The sequence below is a fragment of the Bacillus cereus group sp. BfR-BA-01355 genome (genome assembly GCF_022663675.1).
Classification (GTDB): Bacteria; Bacillota; Bacilli; order Bacillales; family Bacillaceae_G; genus Bacillus_A; species Bacillus_A thuringiensis_S.
In genome coordinates, this window is the sequence record NZ_JAKUFY010000020.1 from 1 (window position 1) to 12,491 (window position 12,491).

A 12,491-nucleotide genomic window follows, 5' to 3' on the forward strand; every position below is an offset into this window, starting at 1 on the left:
TTCCTCTTGTTCATTATCCAAGTTTCGCTGACAACTTGCACAATTTAACTGTTCCTCCTCGCAAGATTGCCCACAATTTATACATTTCAAAACAATCCCTCTTCCCATCCATACGTCATTTCAAAATACCTTCGTGTTTTAATAACCACTCTTTCCTCCATAAACCACCAGCATATCCAACAAGCTTTCCACTCTTTCCTATTACACGGTGACATGGAACAATTATTGAAATTGGATTCCGACTATTTGCCCCTCCTATTGCCCGTACAGCTTTTGTATTTCCAACTTTCTCTGCAATATCTAAATATGAAGCACTTACGCCGTATGGAATAGTATAAAGTGCATCCCATACATTTTTTTGAAATGCTGTTCCCTCCGCAGACAGCGGGACCGTAAACTCTTTTCTTTTCCCTTTAAAATATTCATCTAACTCATTTATACATTGTTCTATCATTTCATTTTTATTTTCTTCTTGTCGTTCATCAACAAATATAACAGACGTAATTCCTTCTTGATTCGCTGTAATTTCAAGCAAACCTACTTCGCTTTCATAATAAGCCTGGTACATATGCCATCCTCCAATTCAGTTCATATTAGTCATTGTAACACGAATATACAAAATTTTTCGTATAAGCGTTTTATTAGAGAAACAAAAAAGAGAATGATACAATGTAAGAAAATTCAATCTAGGAGGCTATTGGATGAATTCCGAACTTTTTTCAACTTATACAATTAAGGACGTTACATTAAAAAACCGGATTGTTATGTCACCTATGTGCATGTATTCATCGGAAAACGGGGATGGCCAAGTAACGAATTTCCATCTCATTCATTATGGAACAAGAGCTGCCGGTCAAGTTGGTTTAGTTATGATTGAAGCAACAGCCGTGTTACCTGAAGGTCGAATTTCAAATAAAGACTTAGGCATTTGGGATGACAACCTAATTGAAGGCTTACATAAAACGACTACTTTTATACATGATAACGGTGCAAAAGCTGCCATTCAACTCGCTCACGCCGGAAGAAAAGCTGAATTAGATATGAATGCTTTCGCTCCTTCTGCAATTCCTTTTAATGATACGATGAAAATACCAGTAGAAATGAATATACAGCAAATCAAAGAGACTATATTAGCTTTTCAGAGGGCCGCGTTACGTTCAAAACAAGCCGGATTTGATGTTATCGAACTACATGGCGCTCACGGTTACCTTATCAATGAATTCCTATCACCACTTACTAATAAACGAACGGATGAATACGGCGGCTCACCTGAAAACCGCTATCGCTTCTTACGCGAAATCATCGACTCTGTAAATAAAGTTTGGGACGGACCAATATTCGTTCGTATTTCAGCAAATGATTATCATCCTGACGGGTTAACAGTTCAAGATTATGTTCAGTATACAAAATGGATGAAAGAACAAGGAGTAGATTTAATTGATTGTAGCTCTGGGGCTGTTGTCCCTGCACGCATCGATGTTTATCCTGGGTATCAAGTACAATATGCTAAACATATTAAAGAGCATGCTAACATTGCAACTGGTGCAGTTGGATTGATTACGACTGGATCTCAAGCAGAGCAAATTTTAAATGATAACGAAGCAGATTTAATTTTCATCGGACGTGAGTTACTTCGCAACCCGTACTTCCCGAGAATAGCAGCCAATGAACTTGGCTTTGAATTGCAAGAACCTCACCAATATAAGCGAGCACCAGGAAAAATTCATACGAATAAATAAAACCGAGAAGTCATTCTTCTCGGTTTTATTTATTCTATCGTTGGAATTTCATTTGAATTATAAGTATGGATACCCGATTCTTCGCGCAGCGCGGTTATATACATCCCTTTCGCCACATCTTTAGCTGAAATTGGTTTATACTTTTTGAAAGCCCCTTTAAAAATAAAAGGAATAATACGAGATAACTTTTCAGCCATTCGTTCACCGAAACGAAATTCTTGTCGATTTCCTACTAATAATGATGGTCTAAAAATGTGAATACCACCGATCACTAACTTTTGCAATTCTTCTTCCATTCTTCCTTTCACTTGTGAATAAAAGAAAAATGATTTAGGATTCGCTCCCATAGAAGACACAACAAGGAAATTTTGTACCCCTTGTTTTTCAGCTAAACAAGCAGCTCGTAACGTATATTCATAATCTACTTTTTTAAAATTTGCTTTTGTTTTTGCTTTTTTTATTGTTGTTCCTAAGCAACTAAAAACATCATCCACAGCAAAGAACTCTTTATATTCCTCTAATACCGAAAAATCAACTTGTTTCTGCTGTAACTTTTCATGTTGCCATTGCATTGGATCTCTTACAAAAATAGTAACCGAATCATAGTAATCTGATTCAAGTAATAGACGCGTTATCTCTTGTCCAACTAAACCACTTGCACCAAGTATTAACGCTGTTCGCTTATTCATATATGCATATACCTCTTATTTTACTTTTCTCTCCTTCAGTAAAATACAACCTTTAGGAGTTTCCTGATCTTATTTTACCACAAGTAAAACACTATGCGTACGCATAGTGTTTTACTTACTCTTTTTTCTCATCTCTCTCTTGTAATTTCGTTATTGTTGTAGCGTCCCCTAAATTACTTATTAATCTTCTTAAAAAAATTAATACAAAAGATAATGGCAATACTACCGCTAATATTAATAAAATAGCTTCCATTAAGTAACCCAAACGCTCACCCCCCTCTTTAACCTCCTTTTCAATATATGAAAACAGCGTTGTCACATATGCATGCATTTGCAAAAATAATACACTTATATTTGACAACTTTATAACAAAAACAAATCGGAATGATTATTATTTATTGCAACTTTATTAAAGATGTATTATACTAAGTTCGCAAACTAAAACGTAATTATTCCGTTTTGTATTAAAATGATATTTTTCTTCTATAATCGGGGAAAATATATCCGTAAAAAAGAAAAGAGGAGAACTTCATGCCTAAAAGATTGACTATATTTTCATTCTTACTTATTTTTACCTTAATTTTCGCTGGCTGCTCAAATAAAAAAGAAAGTAATGCCAAGAAAGATGGAAAGCTAACAGTTTATACAACGATTTTCCCACTTGCTGATTTCGCAAAGAAAATCGGTGGCGACTATGTAAATGTTGAAGCAATTTACCCACCTGGTGCAGATTCACATACATTTGAACCAAGTCAAAAACAAACAGTACAAGTTGCAAAAGCTAATTTATTCGTTTATAACGGCGCTGAATTAGAACCATTTGCTGAAAAAATGGAAAAAACATTACAAAAAGAAAATGTTAAAATTGTAAATGCATCTAAAGGTATTGAGCTTCGTGCTTCTACTGAAGAAGAGCATCATGATCATGGAGATGGCCATAAAGAAGATGAACATCATCACGATAAAGACCCGCATGTTTGGTTAGATCCTACTCTAGCAATGAAACAGGCGGAAAAGATTAAAAATGCACTTGTAGAATTACAACCTGAACATAAACAAGAATTCGAAAAAAACTTCGCCGCACTTCAAACTAAATTTACTGATTTAGACGATCAATTTAAGGCAGCTGTAGCGAACGCAAAAACGAAAGAAATTTTAGTTTCTCATGCTGCCTATGGTTACTGGGAACAACGATACGGCCTAAAACAAATTCCTATCGCTGGAATTTCAGCTTCTGATGAACCATCTCAAAAGCAGCTTGCTGACATTACAAAAACAGTAAAAGAACATAGTCTAAAATATATTTTATTCGAAACGTTCTCTACTCCAAAAGTAGCATCCGTAATTCAAAAAGAAACTGGTACAAAAGTTTTACGCTTAAATCACTTAGCTACTATTTCTGAAGATGATGCGAAAAATAATAAAGATTACTTCACTTTAATGGAAGAAAACGTAAACACATTGAAAGAAGCAACAAACTAATCCATTATATTTTCTAGGCAGCTGAATCTGGTATTCAGCTGCCTTTTTATGTATTTATCCTTGACTTGACCAAAATAACAAGTAAAATTATCCATATTAGCTTTAAAGCTATATTAATTTAGAAGGTGAGTTGGAATTATGAATCTTCACATTTGTGAAGTAACAGCAAAAAATTGGCGTTCAGTAGTTGCTTTAAACGTCACAAAAGATCAGCAACAATTTATTGAAAGTAACGCGTTTTCTTTAGCAGAATCATTATATGAAGGAAACGGAACGTCAGTAGGTTTATATGATGGAGAAACACTTGTAGGATACGCAATGTATGGATGGTATTCAGAAAAACATAAAAGCGTATGGCTCGATCGCTTTATGATTGACCAACAATATCAAGGAAAAGGATACGCAAAACGTTTCCTTAGCTTACTCATTCAATTCTTACAAGAAAAATTCGAATGTAAAATAATTTACTTAAGTTTACATCCAGACAACAAACTTGCAATGGGACTATATGAATCATTTGGTTTCCGCTTAAATGGTGATATTGATGATGAAGGTCCAGTTGTAGGTGTTGTAATGGAGTTACTAATAGACGAAAATACAAGCCTGTGAAAACAGGCTTTTTATTATACATTTATCAATTTTTAATTTCTTTCCCTTATTTAATTCTGTTTTGCAATCTAATAGAATGCTCATAAAAATAAGCCTGCAATTTACGCAGACTTATTTCACACACTCTTCAAAATGTTCTTGGAACCACTCTTTATTAATATCTCTTCCGATAAAAACTACTTCACTTACTCGCTCTTCGCCCTCTTGCCACTCTCTATCGTACGAAGCGGCAAATAAAGTATGTACACCTTGGAAAACGATACGTTTATCTACTCCATCTATCGATAAAATTCCTTTGTAACGATATAAATATTCCCCTAGCTCTTGAACGACAGCTGACATCCACTCATTAAGCTTTTGTAAATCTAGCGGACGTTCTTCACGTAATACAAATGATTTCACACCTTCTAAGTGGTTATGTTCTTTATGAGGGTAAATTTGCAACGTATCTTTCGTTTTAAACGTTTGAATTTGTAATAAAGATGGTATATCTACCTCACAGTTAGTCGCCTCGATTAACTTTGCAGTCGGATTAATTCCTTGAATTTCATGCAAGAGATTTTCTTTCTCACTCTCTTCAATTAAGTCTAATTTATTTACTAAAACGACATCAGCAAACGCAATTTGCTCTTTTGCTTCTAATCCTTTTTCAAAATGTTTATGTATATGATAACTATCTACCACCGTTACAACACCATTAATTTGGTATGCAGATTGAATGACTGGATCTAAAAAGAATGTTTGAATAATCGGCCCTGGATTTGCAAGGCCAGTCGTTTCAATTACTAAACCATCAAAATCCATTTTCCCTTCTGCTTTTACGTCCAGTAACTGTTTTAAAGCAACAAGTAAATCTTCACGTACAGTACAACATAGACAACCGTTTGTCATTTCCATAATTTCTTCTTCCACATTCATAATCAACTGATTATCAATGCCAATTTGTCCTATTTCATTTACAATCACCGCTAATTTCTTACCGTGATTTTCTGATAAAATACGATTTAATAAAGTCGTTTTCCCTGATCCAAGAAAACCAGTTAATATTGTTACTGGAATCATTCCTTACATCTCCTTATAGCTATATGTTTCTACATTATAGCATATAGAGAAAATCATTTTTTTAGCAAAACATATTTATTGTATGTACGCCCCCCAAACTATATAATAATACGTAGTAAGAAAGCCTTTTCAAAATAATAATCATTCATCAAGGGGGTACTTATAATGGAACGAGTTCAAATGAATGAAACGCTAGAATTCTCTCGTATTATTCAAGGATTTTGGCGTTTAGCAGAATGGAATATGACGAAACAAGAATTACTTTCTTTCATTGAAGATTGTATGGATATGGGAATTACTACTTTTGATCACGCTGACATTTACGGCGGATATACGTGTGAAGGATTGTTTGGAGAAGCTTTACAATTAAAGCCTTCCTTACGAGAAAACATGCAAATTATTACAAAGTGTGGAATCGCTCCCCCATCACCAAAATTTCCAGAGCGATATGTTGCTCACTACAATACTAGTGCAGAGCACATTATTCAAAGTGCAGAAGCATCACTAAAAAATTCACATACAGATTATATTGACGTATTACTTATTCATCGTCCCGACCCTTTTATGGATCCAAATGAAGTGGCAAAGGCATTTTCACAATTAAAACAAGAAGGAAAAGTTCGTCACTTCGGTGTATCTAACTTCTTACCTTCACAATTTAATATGTTAAGTTCTTACTTAGATTTCCCGCTTATTACGAACCAAATTGAAGTTTCTGCATTGCAGCTTGAGCACTTTGAAAAAGGGACAATTGATTTATGCCAAGAAAAACGAATCAATCCAATGATTTGGTCACCTCTTGCTGGTGGGGAAATCTTTACTGGTCAATCAGAACGCGCCGTACGTGTACGTGAAACTGTGCAAAAAGTTGCTACTGAGCTAGGTGTTACTAGTATCGATACGGTTATGTATGCTTGGTTACTTGCGCATCCAGCTAACATGATGCCAATCGTTGGATCTGGTAAATTAGATCGTGTAAAAACGGCCGCTCTTGCTACAAAAGTTAACTTAGACCGTCAACAATGGTTTACAATTTTCGAAAGCTCTAATGGACATCCTGTACCATAATGCATAAAAAGAAGAGCTGTTTTCTTACAGCTCTTCTTTTTCATATGTATTTCTAGTCATAGCAAATACACACATATCCCTTAATCCGTTTCCATCTACCGCAACGCTCGCACTTTCTAACGTACCTTCTAACTTAAAGCCTAATTTCTCAGGTATCGCTCTACTCTTCTTATTGAAAGAATCACAACGAATTTCTACACGGTTTGCTTTCAATTCAGAAAAAGCGTAATCCGTTATACCTTTCGCAGCCTCTACCATATAGCCTTTTCCACTAAACCTTGTATCAATCCAATATCCGATTTCAAATTGAGGTATATCCCAATTAATACGATGTAATCCGGCTGAAGCAATAAATTCACCTGTTTCTTTCGAAAATACTAGTAATCTTAAATCTTCACGTTGCAAAAATTGAATATGTGATTTTCTAATACTTTCTTCTATTTCTTCCTCTGTTTGCTCTTTTTGTGCAAAAGCCATCCAAGGTTTTAGTTCTTGTATTGAAGCTTGAATTGCATCATATACAACTTTACCATCTCCTGGTTTCGGCATTCGAATAAAAAGCCTGTCAGTATAAAATTCAGAAGGAAAATCGAATAATAACGGATTCACTGTAAACACTCCCTATAATTCTTTTATATATAATAATATCCATCTCAATTTATATAGTAAAGAATTTTCTGAATTAAACACATTTTACTCATTCACTTCCATCGCTACAAAAATTCCAGATTCAATCGCACCTTGAATCCATCCGTGATATAGCGTTGTATGATCTCCAGCGAAGAATATTCTCCCCTCTGGTTTGACAATCGCTGGTTGTAGCTCAGATTCTTGACCTGCTTGAAAAAGCGCAAATCCTCCAAGCGCATACGGATCCAATGTCCAGCTTTTTGATATTCCAGATATGAACTCATCATACACTTGACCTCCTAATATTGTTGCTAAGTTGTGTAAGGCGTAATAAATACGATCGCCTTTTGATAAACCATCCCATAACAATGCATCGTAAGACCATGTATAGCTACCTAACATCATAGCAGGTCCTTTTTCTCCAATTCCATGACTTGGATAATAGGCATAACGAATTGGCAAATCTGTTATAATTCTGCCACCTAATTGCCCTTGTTCTTCCCAAAATCTGCTTTTAAATTGAATTCCTATTTTCGTCGCAGGCATGTAATGCAATTCACGAATTGCTTTCCATTTTTCATGAGATATAGAATCAAACGGATCTACTTCTACAAAACGCATTGTCGAAAACGGGATAGTAACAATAACTAAATCTCCTGTAATACTACAATATTCAAAAGTTTCCTCGTTCCGATAGAAAGCTGTCACACCATTATCGTGTTGATGTAACTTCATTAATTTTTGATTATATATAATATTTTCTTCTAATTGCGGTAAAAATGACTTTGGTAATCTATCATTCCCGCCCATAATTTCACAAAATCCGCTCTCCTCTTGCATAATGTATAGAAATCGTAAAGTCTCTACAAACGACCGCTCTAAAAAACCTTCTAAATCTAATAGAACACCGATCATCTCAATTGTTACTGGCGAAAAGTAAGTATTATACTGATAAGGATGATACTTTAAAAATTGTCCTGTGGAATATCTCCCAAAATCCTTCACTACAACATCCCAATTTTTCTCTGGATTTCTTTTAATAAAATTTATTATCGGCTGTACTGCTAATAACAATAGTTCTTCAGACGTTTTTCCCACTTCGTTCATTTCCACAGGATACCTTAAAATACTCGGATCCTTTTCATATTGTTTCAACGTCGTTTTCCGTCCATTTACATAAATAATATCCGTCTCATTCCTATTAATAAAAGGACTCACCTGTAGCCCAAATTTTCTTATATATGCCATCGTTAACCTATGTGTATACGGAATTCTCATTGCTCCCACATCTAAATATAATCCGGTATCTTCCATTCTAACTGTCTCTATACGGCCACCTACCCGGTTGTTTGCTTCAAAAATTTTCACATCATGTCCTGCAGCCTTTAATAAAGATGCTGAAACTAATCCAGCCATACCAGCTCCCACTACAATAATTTGTTTTGGACTTATCGTCTTCTTCAATCCTTTATCTATAACTTTTAACGCTTCATCCATTTCAGTGTTACACATTATATCTTTCTGCACAATTCCACCCCTTATTTCATCAAATGGACGTTAGTGGTTTAGTGCATTTTATTCATAGATCTCCATAAACATAACACCATTGCAATTTGAATATTCACTAAAAATACATAAGAGACAGATTTCATATTTCTTTATGCTTCGTATAATATAGCAACTGCAAAGAAGGAGTGGTTAAAAATGAAACATACTTATGACTACCATGCTACAAAAAAACATTTAGAATTAAAGAAACAAAACTTATGTAAAAAACTTAGCAATATGACACTATCTGCAAAAGAACGTGAACAGCTAAAACGTGAAATTGACAACTATGAATATATTTTAAATCTAGTCGAAATGAATCATTATGAACGCGGATTTTCTCATTAAAAGCGGAAATAAGATTATCCGCTTTTCATTTTGAGCATTTCACTACGCATTTTTCATAAGTAAATATATAATAGGATGTACATTAAGATTGAGAGGTATATTCTATGATCAAGTTAAGTGTATTAGACCAATCACCTATTTCAGATGGTAGCACAGCAGCCCAAGCTTTTTCACATACAGTTACGCTTGCACAAGAAGTTGAAAAACTCGGATTCACACGTTTTTGGGTATCCGAACATCATAATTCCGTAGGCTTAGCTGGTTCAAGTCCAGAAATACTTATTTCTCATATTGCCGCAAAAACGGACCATATTAGAGTCGGTTCAGGTGGTGTTATGTTACCGCATTATAGCCCATATAAAGTCGCTGAGAATTTCCGTGTTTTAGAAGCACTGTATCCAAATCGTATCGATCTCGGTGTTGGTAGAGCCCCTGGTGGTATGCCAATAGCAACTCGCGCACTTCAAGAAGGGAAAATGGTCTCACTTGATCAATATCCAGAACAAATTGCAGACGTTGCAATGTACATACATGATCAAGTACCAGAAAACCATCACTATGCAAACTTAAAAGCCACTCCAGTTATCCCAACATCTCCTGAAATGTGGATGCTCGGTTCTAGTGGAGAGAGCGCTAAAATTGCTGCAAACAACGGAGCTTCTTTCGCATTTGCACAATTTATTAATGGCTTTGGAGGCCCTGAAGTTATGAGGGCTTACCAAGAACAATATCAGCCCTCATTTTTAGGAGATAAACCAAAGTCAATCGTTGCTATTTTTGTTATTTGCGGAGAAACAAATGAAGAAGCAGAAAAAATTGCTTCTAGTTTAGATTTATCAATCTTATTATTAGAGCAAGGAAAACCAACTACTGGTACACCTTCTATTGAAACTGCTCAAAATTATTCATACAGCGCTTATGATTTATTCCGTATAAAAGAAAATCGTCAACGTATGATTGTTGGTGATCCGTCTTCTGTAAAAGAAAAAATAATAAACTTAAGCAAAGCATACAATACTGACGAATTTATGATTGTCACGATTACTCATCAATTCGAACATAAATTAAAGTCTTATCGCTTACTAGCAAATGCTTTTAATTTATAATTCTAAAAAGAGATGCATTACATATGATGCATCTCTTTTTCTTACTACTTATTGTTTTCATTTCCTATATATTCAATAGCTTCTTTTAATAGCTCATCAAAGTTAATAGGATAATTATGATCTAAGTCAGGCACAACTTTATACTTATGTTCTATATTCTTATCTCTTAATAGTTGTACAAATTGCTGCACGGATTCGAAACAATCTTCATCTTGATCCCCGCATACTATATATCCTTTTATATGTTTATCCTGCAGCACACTCAACAACTCATCCCATTCTTCAATCTTGGGAAGCCAGGGTGCCATAAAAACAAAACCATCTACATCTATATCTTTTTGTAAAATCGTATATAAAGCTACTCTTGCCCCTGCAGAAAAACCACCAATTATTACATTTTCTACTGTATGATTTTCTATAAACTTATTGTAATGCTCTTTTAATTCCCCTTTCCCTCTCTCTAGATCATCCCAAACAAATCCATCTGAAAACTGAATTTGTGAAGACTGTGGTAAAGCTAACGTGTAATCTTGTGTCAAAACTGATTTCCAATATGGCTCTACTATTTGAATATTTTCTTGGTCACCATGTAATGTAAGTAGTAGATTTCCCTCTTTCTTGCTGTATATATATTTCACGTCTGGTCTTTCCGTTTTATGTGCTAATCCTTCTCTTTCTTTACATAATTGAACCATTGTATGAAATTCTTCAAATTTATGTAGTGATTTTAAATCATCGTCCGAAATTAAATACTCATTTCCATACCAGAATCCCTTTTCTATAATGGCCTCTCTCATTAAATGTAATGCTTCTTTTTCAAGTCCCGATGCACTTGCGAGCGCATACTTAAAATTATATATTTGCGCCTCATTCCCTATTACACCTGTAGCATTTTCCATTATATAATTGTACGCTTCAAAACTTCCTTTATTTGCATAACAACGTAACGTTTCATTTAATAATTGAATGTAAGTCATACTATTTTTCATGTACCAATTCCCCCGAAACCTTTTATAATATTTTTTTGCGAATCTTTATACCACTTTGTATAACCTACGCTAACAATATCTTATTCTCAGAATGATGCTTAATAGTTACTCTTCCCTGTCCAATGCATTTAGTATAAATGAAAATAGACTGAAAAATCAATATTTTAACAAACAAAAAAAGACAACAATATATGTATTGTTGTTTTCATTACATCTACCCGCTCTTTTGTTTTTTTCTATCTGGTTTACTTGAAACTAAATAATGTTTTTCTGAAATATATAAGTCTCTTTTTAAGCTACGATTTAAGTAAGGTCCTAGTTTCATTCCGCATATGAGGCGATCTTCGCTACCTTCAACAATTGGGAACATTTCTTTTTCTGTTACGTATTGATCTACTGCTTTTTGTACGACATCAATTTCTTTCACTAGGTTTAAATTTTCTGCTGTATGTTCAAATACCTCAAGCGTTTCCTTCGTTATGAGAAAATCATTTGTTGGAAATGCAGGTAAATACGGTTTTAACAAATCATAATTCACTGTATAATCGTCATTTACTAATACTGTATAAACAATATTAGCATTCGTTTCTAAAAACTGAGCCATCGCTTGTTCTAATTCATCTTTCGTAATTTCCCGCTCTTCTTTTCCAGTTCTGAAAAAGCGAAACATCGCATCGCCTCCTTTTTACTATATTATAGCATAAAAGAAAACTGAAAAATCATAAAAAAACCCATTGAAATAATTTTTCAATGGGTTTCTATATATTTATCGTTATTTTAAGAATGCACTTAGCATCCATACATGTTGTTCTAATGTTGTATGAATTGCTAACAACATGTCAGCTGATGTTTCATCGCCAGCTTCGCCCGCAACTTCCATACCTTCTTTTAATTCTTGAATAAGTGCAGAATAATCATTCACTAATGTTTGCACCATTTCTTCTGCAGATTCTTTGCTTGTCCCTTCGCTGACACTAGATGTTGCGAGATATTCTTTCATTGTCGCTAATGGTTTACCTTCTAAAGCTAAAATACGTTCTGCTAACTCATCAATATACGTTCCAGCTTCATTATAAAACTCTTCAAATTTCTCATGTAATGTAAAGAAGTGTGGCCCTGTCACATACCAGTGATAATTATGTAGTTTCACATATAACACATTCCAGTTTGCTACCTGCTTGTTTAATACTTCAACAACATTTGTTTTCGTACTCATACAAC

At 34.5% G+C, this 12,491-nt stretch carries 15 protein-coding genes and 1 pseudogene; 6 read left to right on the forward strand and 10 right to left on the reverse strand.

All coding sequences use genetic code 11. The annotated features are described in order from the left end of the window. Nucleotides 1–108 (reverse strand): annotated as a pseudogene (locus tag MR167_RS09095) (DUF2628 domain-containing protein); the annotation flags it as partial. A 7-nt stretch (nucleotides 109–115) separates the two neighbouring features. Further along, nucleotides 116–568: a methylated-DNA--[protein]-cysteine S-methyltransferase gene (locus tag MR167_RS09100; protein ID WP_000283913.1), complete on the reverse strand. Its 453-nt coding sequence runs from the start codon at nucleotides 566–568 to the stop codon at nucleotides 116–118. 133 nt (nucleotides 569–701) lie between these two features. On the opposite strand from MR167_RS09100, the gene namA reads away from it, so the two are divergent. Continuing rightward, the gene (gene namA, locus MR167_RS09105; protein WP_242314413.1) at nucleotides 702–1,739 is read left to right on the forward strand and encodes an NADPH dehydrogenase NamA; all 1,038 of its coding nucleotides are present in this window, start codon (nucleotides 702–704) and stop codon (nucleotides 1,737–1,739) included. Between the two features lie 29 nt (nucleotides 1,740–1,768). Here the strand turns inward: namA and MR167_RS09110 are convergent, their stop codons facing one another. Further along, a complete protein-coding gene (locus MR167_RS09110; RefSeq protein WP_001042731.1) occupies nucleotides 1,769–2,428 on the reverse strand; it encodes an oxidoreductase in 660 nt (219 codons plus the stop codon). A 115-nt stretch (nucleotides 2,429–2,543) separates the two neighbouring features. After that, a complete protein-coding gene (locus MR167_RS09115) occupies nucleotides 2,544–2,693 on the reverse strand; it encodes a hypothetical protein (RefSeq protein WP_000540932.1) in 150 nt (49 codons plus the stop codon). A 266-nt stretch (nucleotides 2,694–2,959) separates the two neighbouring features. Here MR167_RS09115 and MR167_RS09120 point away from each other — a divergent pair, with 266 nt between their 5' ends. Together MR167_RS09120 and MR167_RS09125 are read left to right on the forward strand one after the other, a co-directional pair. Beyond that, complete coding sequence (locus MR167_RS09120) at nucleotides 2,960–3,910, forward strand: metal ABC transporter substrate-binding protein (RefSeq protein WP_001126157.1); 951 nt, start codon at nucleotides 2,960–2,962, stop codon at nucleotides 3,908–3,910. Nucleotides 3,911–4,048: 138 nt separating this feature from the next. Further along, the gene (locus tag MR167_RS09125) at nucleotides 4,049–4,519 is read left to right on the forward strand and encodes a GNAT family N-acetyltransferase (RefSeq protein ID WP_242314415.1); all 471 of its coding nucleotides are present in this window, start codon (nucleotides 4,049–4,051) and stop codon (nucleotides 4,517–4,519) included. 111 nt (nucleotides 4,520–4,630) lie between these two features. Here MR167_RS09125 and MR167_RS09130 read toward each other — a convergent pair whose 3' ends face one another. Further along, a complete protein-coding gene (locus tag MR167_RS09130; protein WP_000613426.1) occupies nucleotides 4,631–5,581 on the reverse strand; it encodes a CobW family GTP-binding protein in 951 nt (316 codons plus the stop codon). Between the two features lie 165 nt (nucleotides 5,582–5,746). On the opposite strand from MR167_RS09130, the gene MR167_RS09135 reads away from it, so the two are divergent. Beyond that, a complete protein-coding gene (locus tag MR167_RS09135) occupies nucleotides 5,747–6,649 on the forward strand; it encodes an aldo/keto reductase (protein WP_242314417.1) in 903 nt (300 codons plus the stop codon). A gap of 24 nt (nucleotides 6,650–6,673) precedes the next feature. Here the strand turns inward: MR167_RS09135 and MR167_RS09140 are convergent, their stop codons facing one another. Together MR167_RS09140 and MR167_RS09145 are read right to left on the reverse strand one after the other, a co-directional pair. Continuing rightward, a complete protein-coding gene (locus MR167_RS09140) occupies nucleotides 6,674–7,258 on the reverse strand; it encodes a GNAT family N-acetyltransferase (RefSeq protein WP_001068738.1) in 585 nt (194 codons plus the stop codon). A gap of 84 nt (nucleotides 7,259–7,342) precedes the next feature. Continuing rightward, nucleotides 7,343–8,806: a flavin monoamine oxidase family protein gene (locus MR167_RS09145; protein WP_242314418.1), complete on the reverse strand. Its 1,464-nt coding sequence runs from the start codon at nucleotides 8,804–8,806 to the stop codon at nucleotides 7,343–7,345. 177 nt (nucleotides 8,807–8,983) lie between these two features. Here MR167_RS09145 and MR167_RS09150 point away from each other — a divergent pair, with 177 nt between their 5' ends. Beyond that, nucleotides 8,984–9,175, forward strand: a complete 192-nt coding sequence (locus MR167_RS09150; RefSeq protein ID WP_000683363.1) for a DUF3896 domain-containing protein — start codon at nucleotides 8,984–8,986, stop codon at nucleotides 9,173–9,175. A 104-nt stretch (nucleotides 9,176–9,279) separates the two neighbouring features. Beyond that, a complete protein-coding gene (locus tag MR167_RS09155; RefSeq protein WP_000594035.1) occupies nucleotides 9,280–10,281 on the forward strand; it encodes an LLM class flavin-dependent oxidoreductase in 1,002 nt (333 codons plus the stop codon). A gap of 44 nt (nucleotides 10,282–10,325) precedes the next feature. Here the strand turns inward: MR167_RS09155 and MR167_RS09160 are convergent, their stop codons facing one another. The 3 genes from MR167_RS09160 to MR167_RS09170 all read right to left on the reverse strand — a co-directional run bounded on the left by MR167_RS09160 (nucleotide 10,326) and on the right by MR167_RS09170 (nucleotide 12,486). After that, on the reverse strand, nucleotides 10,326–11,270 hold the full coding sequence (locus MR167_RS09160) for an alpha/beta hydrolase (protein ID WP_000798311.1): 945 nt from the start codon (nucleotides 11,268–11,270) through the stop codon (nucleotides 10,326–10,328). A gap of 214 nt (nucleotides 11,271–11,484) precedes the next feature. Then, on the reverse strand, nucleotides 11,485–11,940 hold the full coding sequence (locus MR167_RS09165) for a DUF3939 domain-containing protein (RefSeq protein ID WP_000488205.1): 456 nt from the start codon (nucleotides 11,938–11,940) through the stop codon (nucleotides 11,485–11,487). 102 nt (nucleotides 11,941–12,042) lie between these two features. Next, complete coding sequence (locus tag MR167_RS09170; protein WP_000105199.1) at nucleotides 12,043–12,486, reverse strand: Dps family protein; 444 nt, start codon at nucleotides 12,484–12,486, stop codon at nucleotides 12,043–12,045. Between the last annotated feature and the right edge of the window lie 5 nt (nucleotides 12,487–12,491).